Below are 13,427 nucleotides of genomic sequence, written 5' to 3' on the forward strand. Positions count from 1 at the left end.
CTCCTGCGTCAGAAAAACAGTCCGACGTTTTAAATACTCATGTCGCGGATTTATTCCCCGACACGCTCAGAAATAGCCTGCGGATTGTACGTGATAAACATGGCGTCGCCGTAACTAAAAAAGCGATATTTTTGTTCTACAGCAGCCTTATAGGCATTCATGGTGTGCTGATAACCGGCAAAAGCGGAAACCAGCATAATCAACGTCGATTCCGGCAGGTGGAAGTTGGTGACCAGCGCATCAATCACCTGGTATTGATAGCCCGGGAAAATAAAGATCTGCGTATCGCCAAAGAACGGGGCAATCAGTTCATCTTTTGCCGCCTGCGCCGCGCTTTCCAGCGAGCGTACGGAGGTGGTGCCGACCGCAATCACGCGGTTGCCGCGCGCTTTCGCCGCCAGCACGGCGTCAACCACCTCTTGCGGCACTTCGGCGTATTCGGAGTGCATGATGTGATCTTCAATGCTGTCCACGCGCACCGGCTGGAAAGTACCTGCGCCCACGTGCAGGGTCACAAAGGCCATTTCGATGCCTTTCTCGCGCAGTTTCTCCAGCAGCGGTTCGTCAAAGTGCAGACCCGCCGTCGGTGCCGCAACCGCGCCCGGCTTTTCGCTATACACGGTCTGGTACAGCTCGCGGTCGGCATCTTCGTCCGGACGATCGATGTACGGCGGCAGCGGCATGTGGCCGATCGCATTCAGAATATCCAGCACGCTACGCTCGTCGTCGAACTCGACTTCAAACAGCGCGTCGTGGCGCGCGACCATCGTCGCTTTAATGCTCTCGTCGTCGCCCAGCAGCAGCTCGGCGCCCGGCTTCGGCGCTTTAGAGGCGCGAATATGTGCCAGAATACGTTTATCATCCAGCATACGCTCGACCAGCACTTCAATCTTGCCGCCGCTGGCTTTACGGCCAAACAGGCGCGCCGGGATCACGCGGGTGTTGTTAAAGACCAGAAGATCGCCAGGGTTGAGCTTGTCGAGCAAATCGGTGAAAGTACCGTGCGTCAGCGCGCCCGTCGGCCCGTCCAGCGACAGCAAGCGACAGCTGCTACGCTCGGCTTGTGGATAGTGGGCAATCAGGGATTCAGGTAGTTCAAAGGAGAAATCGGCAACGCGCATGACTGTGACTCTGGGCTTAATAATGAGGCGGGTAGTCTAGTGCCGGGGCGTCGTCCCTGCAACCCTTACCCCTCTGGATAAACAGTAAACCATGAATTTTCTCGCTCACCTGCATCTCGCACACCTCGCCGACAGCTCGCTGTCGGGCAATCTGCTGGCCGATTTTGTGCGCGGCAACCCGCAGCAGGACTATCCGGCCGCCATTGTTGACGGTATTCATCTGCATCGCCGCATCGACGTGATGACCGACAATCTGCCGCAGGTGAAAGAGGCCCGCGAGTGGTTTCGTCCCGAGACGCGCCGGGTCGCGCCAATCACCCTTGACGTGATGTGGGACCACTTTCTCTCCCGCCACTGGGCGCAAATTTCACCCGATATCGCCCTGCCCGATTTTGTGCGCTATGCCCATGAGCAGGTCATCACTATTTTGCCCCAGGCTCCGGCGCGATTTATTACCCTGAACGAGCACCTGTGGTCGGAACGCTGGCTTGAACGCTATGGCGAGATGGCGTTTATCCAGCGCGTACTGAACGGCATGGCCAGCCGTCGACCTAAACTCGATGCGCTGCGTGATTCCTGGCACGATCTGGACGCGCACTACGCCGAGCTGGAGACCCGCTTCTGGCAGTTTTATCCGCAAATGATGCGCCAGGCGAAAAACAAAGCGCTGTAGGCCTTGCGCTCTGGCCGGGAAGCGCTATTCTTAAAAACTTGGAAAAAATAAATTATTGATAGGTAAAACCTAATCAATTAATCGTCATAGCCTTTTTGTATTAGCCGCTTACCCTCCCTATACTGGCCCGCGTTGCGTTCCATTAACCTTATAAATTCAAAGGAGAACCCCATGGTTCTGGTTACTCGTCAAGCGCCTGACTTCACCGCAGCAGCGGTACTGGGCAACGGTGAAATCGTTGAGAAATTCAATTTCAAACAGCACACCCAGGGTAAAGCCACCGTTCTGTTCTTCTGGCCGATGGACTTCACCTTCGTCTGCCCGTCTGAGCTGATCGCCTTCGACAAACGTTACGAAGAGTTCCAGAAGCGCGGCGTTGAAGTGGTTGGCGTCTCCTTTGACTCTGAATTCGTTCACAACGCATGGCGTAACACTCCGGTCGACAAAGGCGGCATCGGTGCAGTGAAATACGCAATGGTTGCTGACATTAAGCGCGAAATCCAGAAAGCTTACGGTATCGAACATCCGGACGAAGGCGTTGCGCTGCGCGGCTCCTTCCTGATCGACGCTAACGGCGTTGTTCGCCACCAGGTGGTTAACGACCTGCCGCTGGGCCGTAACATTGACGAAATGCTGCGTATGGTTGATGCGCTGCAGTTCCACGAGCAGCACGGCGAAGTGTGCCCGGCGCAGTGGGAAAAAGGGAAAGAAGGCATGAACGCGTCTCCGGACGGCGTGGCTAAATACCTGAGCGAGAACGTCTCCAGCCTGTAATCGGCTCGCGTTCTGCTAAAAAGGCTCGCATTTTGCGAGCCTTTTTTGTTGTCGAAAGATTAGAACGAGAAGCAGGAACAGCCCAGCGCGCCCCAGAAAGCGCGGTCATCAGATACCGGCACGCCGGATTTACGCGCCAGATCGTGCTGATGCCCGTGCACGCCGCAGCTGCCGCAGCACTGGTGCATCTGCACTACCGCGCCGATATGATCGGATCCCGGAGGCGCTGAACGGTAGTGTCCCGGCACTTTGACCACCGGAGACCACTCCGGCAGCACCGGAATGGGCGGCGGCGCCAGCGGGGTAAAGTGCCCGGCGGCGTACACCACGCGGCCATCGACAATCGTCATTACTGACTCAATCCCCTTAATCTCCTCTTCCGGTACGCTGAAGTAATCCTTCGACAACGCCACCAGATCTGCCAGTTGCCCGGCGGCTATACGACCTTTTTTGCCCTGCTCGCTGGAGAACCAGGCGCTACCCGCCGTCCACAGCTCCAGCGCCACGTCGCGCGGCAGGCGATTTTCGTCGTCGTACATCGCCAACCCGCCCACGGTTCGCCCGGATACCAGCCAGTACAGCGCCGTCCACGGGTTATAGCTCGCCACACGCGTCGCATCGGTACCGAGACCAACCGGCACCTCCATCTCCAGCATCTTCGCCACCGGCGGCGTGTGTTTCACCGCGTCTTTCCCGTAGCGATCGACAAAGTATTCTCCCTGGAAAGCCATCCGGTGCTGCACCGCAATGCCGCCCCCCAGCGCTTTCACACGTTCGATATTACGTTCGGTAATGGTCTCTGCGTGGTCAAAGAACCAGTGCAGACCGTTAAACGGAATTTCGCGGTTCACTTTTTCAAACACATCGAGCATGCGGCTGATGGATTCATCATAGGTGGCATGCAGGCGGAACGGCCAGCGGTGCTCGACCAGATGACGCACCACGCGTTCCAGCTCTTCTTCCATCCCTGGCGGCAGATCCGGACGCGGCTGCAGGAAGTCTTCAAAATCAGCAGCCGAAAATACCAGCATCTCCCCCGCCCCGTTGGCACGATAAAAATCCGTACCCTGCCCCGGCTTGAGCATATCGGTCCAGCGCTCAAAGTCGTCCAGCTCCTGCTTCGGACGCTGGGTAAACAGGTTGTAGGCGATACGAATGGTCATCTGCTTGTTAGCATGCAGCTGTTCGATAATTTCGTAATCTTCCGGGTAGTTTTGGAAACCGCCGCCCGCGTCGATGGCGCTGGTCAGGCCCAGCCGGTTGAGTTCGCGCATAAACTGGCGGGTAGAGTTCACCTGCTGCTCCAGCGGCAGTTTCGGCCCTTTCGCCAGCGTAGCGTAAAGGATCATGGCGTTTGGTTTAGCGATCAGCATCCCGGTGGGGTTGCCGTTGTTATCGCGAACGATCTCGCCGCCCGCCGGTGCCGGCGTCTCTTTGGTATAGCCGACGGCTTTCAGCGCCGCGCGGTTGAGCAACGCGCGATCGTAGAGGTGCAGCACAAACACTGGCGTATCCGGCGCGGCTTCATTCAGTTCTTCCAGCGTCGGCATACGGCGTTCGGCGAACTGGAACTCGCTCCAGCCGCCGACAACGCGCACCCACTGCGGCGACGGCGTACGGTCGGCCTGCTCTTTCAGCATCCGCAGCGCATCCGCCAGCGACGGCACGCCTTCCCAGCGCAGTTCAAGATTGTAGTTCAGACCGCCGCGAATCAAGTGCAGGTGCGAGTCGTTGAGCCCTGGCACCACGGTGTGGCCATGAAGGTCGATAATCTGCGTGCCTTCGCCCGCATAAGACAACATCTGCGCGTCGCTACCGACAGCGAGGATTTTGCCATCGGCGATCGCCACTGCTTCGGCGCGCGGCTGTTGCGGGTCCAGAGTATGAATCTGCCCCTGAGTTAAAATCAGTGTGGCTGTTTGTGACATAACGTTCTCCTTGGCCAGCTCAGGCTTTTTTTAGCCAGCCGGCAAACAGGCGGGTCACGATGGGCATCCAGAACCAGACCACCAGCGCGACCACACAGGCATCGTTGAGAAAATGCAGCAACAAGGTTCCCTTTAACGAGGGCAGCAGCGCGCCGGTAATGGCGGGCACCAGGTTAGTACTGGGGAAAATCACCAGCAGCGTTATCAGAAACTGTTTCCAGCGTTTCGGCTGGCGGACATGCGCTGCGGGCGGCGTAAACCAGAAGGCGGGTTCGGTACGAATTTCAGTGTGATCGCCTTCACCGAGCAATGGCGCAATCTCATTAACCAGCTGGCGACGGACGTCAGACTGAGTCCAGGCGTAAAGATGCTCGAGGGTGTCAAAGCGAATAATAATATTCCACGCCGTCTGCCCGTCGACCGGGCGAATCACGTTCGCGCCCAGGTGGCCGGGGTAGCTCGCCGCCACGGGCATAATTTCGCCCAGCCAGGCTTCATATTGTGCGACGTGTTCAGGGCGAATGGCGTGAGTAATCACCAGCGTGACGTGCTTTTGCGTCATGACGATAGGTTCCTTGCGCTGACCAACCGACGGGGAGAGGCCCCGTCGGCATCCTCACCTTAGGCTTTACGTTCAGGTGCGCCATGCACCATGGTGTAGGCGTAATCCACGCCCATCCCGTAAGCGCCGCTGTGTTCACGTACCAGATCCATGACCGCGTCGTAGGTCTCTTTGCGCGACCAGTCGCGCTGGTACTCGAGCAGAACCTGCTGCCAGGTTACCGGCACTGCGCCAGCCTGTACCATGCGGTCAATTGAACGCTCATGAGCGTCAACGGAGGTACCGCCAGAAGTGTCGGTCACCACATAGACTTCATAGCCAGCTTCCAGCGCCATCAGGGCCGGGAAGGTCAGGCAAACTTCAGTCCACAGCGCGGAAATAATCAGCTTTTTACGCCCGGTGGCTTCCACCGCTTTAACAAACGCAGCGTCTTCCCAGGAGTTCATGGAGGTTCGTTCGATAGGCTTTACATCAGGGTGTACAGCAAGCAATTCAGGCCAAATGTAGCCACTGAAACTTTTGGTTTCTACGGAAGTATAAATAACCGGAACATTAAATATTTTCCCGGCTTTCGCTAACGCTACGGTATTATTTTTCAGCGTTTGACGATCGATATTTGCCACGCCAAAAGACATTTGCGGCTGATGGTCAATAAAAATAAGAGTAGAGTTTTGAGGGTCAATCAGTTCCCGAATAGACATAACACACCTTCTTAATCAATAAGTTAAAAGGCAACGATCTTACACTGCCGTCAGCAGCAGGATCCTGAATCAGAAAGCCTGTTGAGTATAGCGGGAAATTTCTAACAAGTTATTAAAGAAAACTTACCATCCTGTGACGGTATTATTTTCTTATTACGATGAATCTCATTCATGAATCAAAAAAATGCGCAGGTTTCATCTAATTTATTCACTAGCATTGTTTTTCCCTATTCGTTACAACTGAGTGGTTTATTTTTCAGGATATTTTTTTCTTATGCGCATTAATCTCGACGTCTTACTGATCCTTGACGCTATCGACAAACACGGTACCTTCGCCGCGGCGGCGGAATCACTGTTTAAAACACCCGCCGCCCTGAGTTATATGATCCAGAAGCTGGAAAGCGATCTGAGTATCGAACTGCTCGATCGTTCCGGGCATCGGGCAAAATTCACCGATACCGGACGAATGGTGCTGGAAAAGGGGCGGCTCCTGCTGAATGCGGCAAAAGATCTGGAAAAACAGGCACTACAGCTGAGCGCGGGTTGGGAGAAGGAGTTAGCGATTGCGCTGGATGACTCATTTCCTTTTGCCGCCCTACTGCCGCACATCGAAGCCTTTTATGCGCTGAACAGGCAAACACGCCTCAATTTCACCCACCATACGCTGGCCGGTTCCTGGGAAGAGCTGACGCATAACGGCGCGGATATCATACTCGGCGCCATCAACGAGCCGCCGACATCTGCGGCCTGGTCCTATCATATGCTCGGCACGCTGGACAATGTTTTCGTCGTTTCCCCCAATCACCCGCTTGCCGCGGTGCCGGAAGACTTAACCAATGAACAACTGTGCCTGCACCGCGCGGTGATCATCAGCGACAGTGCACGCTATTGCCACCCACTGCAAACTAATCTGATGGACGAGCAGCCGCAAATTCGTGTTGACGATTTTAATAGCAAGGTGATGCTGCTTCGCGCCGGTATCGGCTGTGGTTTTCTCCCCCGACATATCGCCAGCCCGTGGCTTAGCACCGGCGAGCTGGTCGAAAAATCGGTTATCTCTTTCCGTCAGAAGGATGTTGCCTATATGGCATGGCGTAACGGTAGCGATGGCTTAGCTCAGCGCTGGTGGCGGGAAACCCTACTCGCCAGCGCTGAGATTGCTCACCTGTATCAATGAGCGGTCCACACCGTGGCGGAAATGGCCGGGAGAGACAGCGTGGCATCAGCCTGTTGCCCTTCCCCTTCCCGGCGCTTCCACTCCCCCACAGCAAGCAGCGGCGATATCGGCAGCGTCACCTCACAGGATTCCCCGCGGTTAATCGCCACCAGTACACGTTCCGCGCCCAATACGCGCAGGAATACCACCACATCGCCTTCGGCGTACAGCACCTGGCATCCACCGTGGCGCAGGGCGGGTGTCGCTTTACGCAACGCGGCTAAGCGCTGATACAGCGCCAGCAGCGTTTGGTCCTGCAGGCTTTCATTCCATGGGAACGGCCTGCGGCAGAAGGGATCGTTATTACCATCCAGACCCACTTCATCACCGTAATAGATACACGGCACGCCGGGCCAGCAGAACAACCACACCACCGCCAACGGCAGACGCGCCACGTCACGACCGAGCAGCGATTTAAAGCGCGCGGTATCGTGGCTATCAAGCTGGTTAAACATGCGCAACTGCTGCTGATGGGACAGCCCGGCGCGGTAATCCTCCATCCACGCCATGCAGGTTTGCGCATCGATTTTCTGCGGGTCGTATGAAATATCAGTGTTGGCCAGGAACCCCCACAGCGGAAAGGTAAAGCCGCGGTAGTTCATCGCCGAATCTTCCGCATCCTGCTGCAACCACTGCCGCGCATCACCGAAGTGCTCACCAAAGACGAAGGCATCCGGGCGTGCCGCTTTCGCCGACTGCGTTATCGCCGCCACGTGCTTGAGGTTGTTCTTCGCTCCCCCTGCTTCGCCGAGCATATGCACCACATCCAGCCGCCAGCCGTCCATGCTCCATGGCGCTTTCAGCCAGTGACGCACAATGCTGTCCTCGCCGCCGTAGATTTCGTCAATCAACGCTGATGACTGATAGTCGAGCTTCGGTAGGCTGGAATAGCCTAACCAATCCAGCGCCTTGCCTTCGGCAGAAAAACTGTAGCGATCCCGCCACGGAGATCTCGCATCATGGCACGCGCCGTTGTCGCCGCGGTGATGTCGGTCGAACCAGGCATGTGTGTCGCCGCTATGGTTGAAGACGCCGTCGAGTATCAGCCGCATGCCTTCACGCTGCGTGTTGTGCCGCAGGCGCAGCAGCGCATCGTTACCACCAAACTGCGGATCCACTTCCCGGTAATTCTCGGTATCGTACTTGTGCACGCTCGGCGCGGTGAAGACCGGGTTCAGGTACAACGCGGTTACGCCCAACGCCTTGAGGTACGGCAGCTTCTCGCTGATACCGTCAAGATCGCCGCCGTAGAAGGTCGAGCCGCCGGCTTCGGCGGTCAATGGTTCATCCCAGTCGCGCAGGATGATGTCGTGCCCGGCGGCATGATGATGATAGACCTTGTCCTGCTGTGCACTGCGCTTCTGACTACGCGCGAAACGGTCGGGGAAGATCTGGTAGAAAATCTGTTCGCTTACCCACTGCGGGCTGTCATCCGGGCAATCATAGGCAAAGAGTTCCAGCTTGGCTGGTGGGAAGGCGCTCAAACCTTTTGGCGCGAACCATAATTGGCGGTCACTCCACAACAGCTTAAACGCATAGCGACGGCGCGGCTGGCCCTCGTGCAGCGCGATTTCTGCACGCCACTGCACAACATCAACTACAGGCGATTTACCGCGACGGTGCATGGGCACCGTTGTCTCTTCGTTGTCCACTTCCGCGCGCATCGTCACCCGCTGCGGAAGGTCATCGCCGCGCAGCCACAGCGTGATAATCAGTTTATCCTGCCGCTGCTTAATAAAGGGCGCAACCGGAAGGTGCCAGGCGTTTAACATCATCTATCCCCTATCATCAAAATGAGCACACCTTGCCATACGTCCCTGCCCCTCTAATCCTCTTTCACACTTTTTTGTAGGGAGGAGGACGGGGGCGCAGATTGCACAGACAAAAAACCCGGCGCAAGGCCGGGTTTAACAACGTTCGCAAAGATTAGCGACTGCGGCGGGTTTTAAACATCCACCCCACCAGCAGCAGGATAATCCACGCAAAACCAACGTACAGCGAGATGCGCGTATCCGGGTGATAGCCAATCAGGCCGATGATAAAGACCAGGAACACCAGCCCCACAATCGTGGTCGCAACGCCGCCCGGCACCTTAAACTTCAGCGCCTTCACTTCATCAGCCGACAGGCGGCGACGGAACGCCACCTGCGACAGCAGAATCATAATCCACACCCACACGGTGGCGAAGGTGGCCAGCGACGCGATCACCAGGAAGACGTTTTCCGGCATGATGTAGTTCAGGTACACCGCAAACAGCAGCGCGATGGTCATCACCATCACCGTCACCCACGGAATACCGCGGCGCGAGGTTTTCGCAAACACTTTCGGCGCGCTGCCCTGCTCAGCCATGCCGTGCAGCATACGGCCTACGCCGAACACGTCGGAGTTAATCGCCGACAGCGACGCCGTCAGCACCACAAAGTTAAGAATACTGGCCGCGAAGGTAATCCCCAGATGCTGGAAAGTCAGCACAAACGGGCTGCCGTCGGTACCCACCTGGTTCCACGGGTAGATGGACATAATCACGAACAGCGTACCCACGTAGAACACCAGAATACGCATCGGCACCGAGTTGATGGCGCGCGGAATGGATTTCTCCGGATCTTTCGCTTCCCCGGCGGTAATACCGATAATCTCGATACCGCCGTAGGCGAACATCACCATCTGCAATGACATCACCATGCCGAGCCAACCGTTGCTGAAGAAGCCGCCGTTGCTCCACAGGTTATGAATACCCGTTGGCTGCCCACCGTTGCCGATGCCCCAGATAATGATGCCAAAACCGGCCACGATCATGATGATGATAGTGGCGACCTTGAAGAAGGAGAACCAGAACTCCAGCTCGCCAAATACCTTCACGCTCATCAGATTAATGGCGCAGATAATCAGCACCACGCTGAGCACCCAGATCCAGTGCGGCACCGCCGGGAACCAGACGCCCATATAAATGCCGAACGCGGTGACGTCGGCAATGGCGACAATCAAAATCTCAAAGCAGTAGGTCCAGCCGGTAATATAGCCCGCCAGTGGGCCGAGGTTTTCCTGCGCATAGCGGGAAAACGAGCTGGCCGACGGGTTATGCACCGACATCTCGCCCAGTGCACGCATAATGATATAAGCGGCCACGCCGCCGATAATATAGGCCAGCAGCACGCTTGGCCCGGCCATCTTGATGGCGTCGGCGGAGCCGTAAAACAGCCCCGTACCAATTGCCGATCCGAGGGCCATAAAGCGAATGTGTCGGGTGCTTAACCCGCGCTTCAGCTTGTTGTTTTCCATCGTTTCCAGTGCCATGTCATACCCATCATCCCCGCGTCACCGCGAACGACTTAGGTGAAAGTACCCAAAATAAAAAACCACGGAACATCACGTTCCGTGGTTAAAACACCTGACTCTGCGACGCGAATTAATGCGCGCTTGATGTCACCTGACGACCCGCCATACGGTCCCAGACAATCGCCAGAACCGCCATAACGACCGTCGGCATCAGCCATGCCAGACCCTGCTCGGCCAGCGGCAGACGAGCGGCCCACCCCGGCAGCACGTCTGCGAACGCAGAGGCTTTAATCCCGTCAAGGATACCAAAAACAAGGCTGATGAACATCGGTGGTGCAATAACGCGGCCCGAATTATGCCACCAATTACGCGTAAAGCTGAGTACTACAAGTGCGATACACGGTGGATAGATGGCCGTCAGCACCGGAATCGAAATCTGAATCAGATGGCTGAGCCCCAGATTTGATACCGCCATTGAGAACAAACCAAGGATAAACACCAGCGTACGGTAGGAGAACGGCAGGTACTGAGCGAAGAACTCGGCACAAGCGCAGGTCAGGCCGACCGCGGTCACCAGACAGGCGATGAAGATCAGCGCCGCCAGCAGGAAGCTCCCGGCACCACCGAAAGTGTGCTGAACGTAAGCATGCAGAATGGCCGCGCCGTTGGCGTTCTGATCGACCAGAATCGCGCTGTCAGAACCCAGGCGGAACAGCGCCAGATACAGCAGCGTCAGGCCGACGCCAGCCATCAGGCCAGCCCAGATAGTGTAGCGAGTCAGTAAACGCGCTTCCGTCACACCGCGAGAACGCGCGGCATTGACGATAACAATCCCGAAGACCATCGCGCCAAGCGTATCCATGGTCAGGTAACCGTTGACGAAACCATTAGAAAACGCGGCGGTTTCATAGGCATCCAGCGCATGGCTGATCGGGCCAGCGGGCCAGATAACCGCAGCAACGGCCAGCACAATCAGCGCCAGAATTTTCAGCGGCGCCAGGAAGTTGCCGACGGTATCGAGCAGCTTGCCCGGATACAGCGAGACCAGAATCACCAGCGCAAAATAGATAAGGCTATAGATAAACAGCGGCAGCTCACCGCTACCGGTCAGCGGCGCAATACCAATTTCAAACGAGACGGTCGCGGTACGCGGCGTAGCAAACAGCGGCCCAACCGCCAGGTAGCAGACGGTGGCAAGCAGCACGCCCGCCACTTTGCCGATTGGCGTGCTCAGGCTATCAACGCCGCCGCCCACTTTTGCGAGCGCGACCACGGTAAGCACCGGAAGACCCACAGCAGTAATCAGAAAGCCAATCGCCGCGGTCCAGACGTGAGGACCGGCCTGCAGACCAACCATAGGAGGAAAAATGATGTTACCTGCGCCAACAAACAACGCAAAGGTCATAAAGCCCAGAGCGATGATGTCACGCGATTTTAATTGATGGGTCATATGTAACTACTGCCTGTGGATGTGGTGTTGTAAAACAAATTTATCGCAATGGATTCAGCGGAATGATACAGAGCAAACCAACGATAAACTCAGAGGGATATGCTCCCTTCGCGGAGTAAATAAGAATAGTTTTTTGATTTACCGCGTATATACAGTCTGTTTACGACCGTATGGGGGCCAATTTAAACGCTTATAACGTTTTAAAGCAACACGGGATCGCAAAACCAGATGATTATATTGATACTCAATTAATGGCCAGACTTATTAACTGGATTTAAGAAAAACATCCGGCTAATCATGCGAACAAAAAACAACCAGACGTTCGTTAATCAGGCAGCGTTTCCTTGACTGCAAAGCAAACAGACCAGCCGGGGCTGGTCTGTGGAAAGTTAAGATGACAAGCTGGCGATCAGTCGCTGTTTTTGGCAATTAAACGTTCCGGCAGCAGGAAGCTAAAGCACGATCCCTTGCCGACTTCACTGCTAATCTCCAGGCGACTGTCGTGGTGGCTGACGGCATGTTTCACAATCGCTAACCCCAGCCCACTGCCGCCGGTCTGCCTGGAGCGCGCTTTATCCACGCGATAAAAGCGTTCGGTCAGCCTTGGCAGATGCTCTGGCGCGATACCTGGCCCGTTATCTTCGACGCTAAACAGCGCCCCGTGCGGCGCACGCTGCCAGCGCACCGTAATCAACGTGCCTTCCGGCGTATGATTGACGGCGTTATAGACCAGATTCGACATCGCGCTACGCAGTTGATCCTCATTGCCCAGCACCTTCAGCGTTTCATCCACTTCAAAGCGGAACTGATGCTTCTGCTGGCTCAGCGTCTGCGCTTCACGCTCGACCACGCGCAGCATCATCGGTACGTCGATTTTTTCATTCAGCGCGAGCGTCGGCGAGGCTTCAATCTTCGACAACGTTAACAGCTGCCTGACCAACCCTTCCATGCGCTGGGTCTGCTCGCGCATGGTGTGCAGCGCTTTTTCGCGCACGTTCCCTTCCAGCACCTGCTCGTGCATCATCTCCAGGTAACCTTGCAGCACGGTGAGCGGCGTACGTAACTCGTGGCTAACGTTGGCGAAGAAATTCCGCCGAGCCCCTTCCAACTGGTGCATCTGCGTCACGTCGCGCGCCACCATCAGCAGCTGACGGTCGGTATACGGCATAATGCGGATTTCCAGATGGCGACCGTTATTCAGCACCAGATGCAGCGGCTTGAGAAAATCGCGCTTTTTGAGGTGTTGGGTAAATTCGGGGTAACGCAGCAGGTTGAGGATGTTCTGCCCGCTATCGTCGGGCCAGCGAAGCCCCAGCAGCTGCTGGGCGAGGCCATTACACCAGAAGATCGCCCCTTCTTCCGTGGTCAACACTACGGCGTCTGGCAGCGACTCGGCGCCGCTACGAAAGCGTTTAATCAGATTTCCCAGCTCGCGGCGACGTTTTTTATTACGCAACTGCATCTGGTTAAGCCCGTACAGCAGCGGCTCCCAGCTGCCGCGACCCGGCGGCGGCGTCATACTTCTATCGACCCACAGCCACCACGACAAACGCAACAGATTCCAGAAATGCCAGATCAGCAGGCCGGTCACTGCCGCCAGTAAAAACCACGGCAGATAACCAAAAATCAGTCCCAGTACGACAGCCGGGAGACAACATAATAGCAGCTCCAGGGCCAGCCTTTTCCATGACAGCCGTTCCAGCACGCGTCACTCTCCTGTCAAAAA

Annotated in this window: 11 protein-coding genes; 3 read left to right on the top strand and 8 right to left on the bottom strand. The window is 56.3% G+C overall.

Features of this window, described 5'->3' with window-relative positions:
* Nucleotides 1-50: 50 nt before the first annotated feature.
* Nucleotides 51-1,121, bottom strand: coding sequence for a tRNA preQ1(34) S-adenosylmethionine ribosyltransferase-isomerase QueA (queA, locus tag GY169_RS18180; protein ID WP_163445894.1), 1,071 nt, complete (start codon nucleotides 1,119-1,121; stop codon nucleotides 51-53).
* A gap of 91 nt (nucleotides 1,122-1,212) precedes the next feature.
* Between queA and acpH the strand changes: the two genes are divergently transcribed.
* The gene (gene acpH, locus GY169_RS18185; RefSeq protein ID WP_167576531.1) at nucleotides 1,213-1,794 is read left to right on the top strand and encodes an ACP phosphodiesterase; all 582 of its coding nucleotides are present in this window, start codon (nucleotides 1,213-1,215) and stop codon (nucleotides 1,792-1,794) included.
* 171 nt (nucleotides 1,795-1,965) lie between these two features.
* Entirely contained in the window at nucleotides 1,966-2,568 is a 603-nt protein-coding gene (locus GY169_RS18190; RefSeq protein WP_167576533.1) for a peroxiredoxin, read from the top strand.
* Between the two features lie 59 nt (nucleotides 2,569-2,627).
* On the opposite strand, the gene GY169_RS18195 is transcribed toward GY169_RS18190, so the two are convergent.
* The 3 genes from GY169_RS18195 to GY169_RS18205 are packed head-to-tail and all read right to left on the bottom strand — an operon-like array spanning nucleotide 2,628 to nucleotide 5,759.
* Nucleotides 2,628-4,496 carry an amidohydrolase gene (locus GY169_RS18195; RefSeq protein ID WP_163445892.1) on the bottom strand — a complete coding sequence of 623 codons (1,869 nt, stop codon included), beginning with the start codon at nucleotides 4,494-4,496 and terminating at the stop codon, nucleotides 2,628-2,630.
* Between the two features lie 19 nt (nucleotides 4,497-4,515).
* Entirely contained in the window at nucleotides 4,516-5,058 is a 543-nt protein-coding gene (locus GY169_RS18200; RefSeq protein ID WP_065357845.1) for an antibiotic biosynthesis monooxygenase, read from the bottom strand.
* Between the two features lie 59 nt (nucleotides 5,059-5,117).
* The gene (locus GY169_RS18205) at nucleotides 5,118-5,759 is read right to left on the bottom strand and encodes a hydrolase (protein ID WP_003021513.1); all 642 of its coding nucleotides are present in this window, start codon (nucleotides 5,757-5,759) and stop codon (nucleotides 5,118-5,120) included.
* Nucleotides 5,760-6,033: 274 nt separating this feature from the next.
* Between GY169_RS18205 and GY169_RS18210 the strand changes: the two genes are divergently transcribed.
* Complete coding sequence (locus GY169_RS18210) at nucleotides 6,034-6,936, top strand: LysR family transcriptional regulator (protein WP_163445891.1); 903 nt, start codon at nucleotides 6,034-6,036, stop codon at nucleotides 6,934-6,936.
* Here the strand turns inward: GY169_RS18210 and malZ are convergent.
* The 4 genes from malZ to phoR form a co-directional block, all read right to left on the bottom strand.
* On the bottom strand, nucleotides 6,930-8,747 hold the full coding sequence (gene malZ, locus GY169_RS18215) for a maltodextrin glucosidase (RefSeq protein ID WP_167577337.1): 1,818 nt from the start codon (nucleotides 8,745-8,747) through the stop codon (nucleotides 6,930-6,932). The genes GY169_RS18210 and malZ overlap by 7 nt on opposite strands.
* Before the next feature lie 154 nt (nucleotides 8,748-8,901).
* Nucleotides 8,902-10,254, bottom strand: coding sequence for a proline-specific permease ProY (gene proY, locus GY169_RS18220; RefSeq protein ID WP_167577338.1), 1,353 nt, complete (start codon nucleotides 10,252-10,254; stop codon nucleotides 8,902-8,904).
* Between the two features lie 127 nt (nucleotides 10,255-10,381).
* Complete coding sequence (gene brnQ / locus GY169_RS18225; protein WP_064547843.1) at nucleotides 10,382-11,701, bottom strand: branched-chain amino acid transporter carrier protein BrnQ; 1,320 nt, start codon at nucleotides 11,699-11,701, stop codon at nucleotides 10,382-10,384.
* A 409-nt stretch (nucleotides 11,702-12,110) separates the two neighbouring features.
* Nucleotides 12,111-13,406, bottom strand: coding sequence for a phosphate regulon sensor histidine kinase PhoR (gene phoR, locus GY169_RS18230; RefSeq protein WP_163445890.1), 1,296 nt, complete (start codon nucleotides 13,404-13,406; stop codon nucleotides 12,111-12,113).
* Nucleotides 13,407-13,427 lie beyond the last annotated feature (21 nt).

It is taken from the genome of Kluyvera genomosp. 3, from assembly GCF_011765685.1.
Classification (GTDB): domain Bacteria; phylum Pseudomonadota; class Gammaproteobacteria; order Enterobacterales; family Enterobacteriaceae; genus Kluyvera; species Kluyvera georgiana_A.